Here is a 237-nt window from a genome sequence, read left to right as displayed (position 1 = left end):
CCCAGCAAAGCCAGATGCAGGTTGTGCCACACCCCTGCAGCCTGCCAATCGCGCAACCGCCTCCAGCAAGTCATGCCACTGCCCCAGCCCAGTTCCTGGGGGAGCTCTTCCCAGGGGATGCCCGTGCACAGCACAAAAAGAATGCCATTGAGGGCCAATTCGTCACTCAGTCGCGGTCTGCCTCCCTTGGGCGAAGGCTTCACGACTGGCAGCAACGGCTTGATCTTTTTGTACAAC

The 237-nt window shown here is 59.9% G+C and carries 1 protein-coding gene; it reads right to left on the bottom strand.

What is annotated here, in order from left to right; all coding sequences use genetic code 11:
* Positions 1–236 (bottom strand): transposase (locus JHD63_RS23765; protein WP_233168580.1); only part of this gene is annotated, 236 nt, incomplete at its 3' end.
* Between the last annotated feature and the right edge of the window lies 1 nt (position 237).

Origin of the sequence: Xylophilus sp. ASV27, assembly GCF_016428875.1 — a bacterium.
Taxonomy (GTDB): Bacteria; Pseudomonadota; Gammaproteobacteria; order Burkholderiales; family Burkholderiaceae_C; genus Xylophilus.
This window is presented reverse-complemented; position numbering and strand designations above follow the sequence as displayed.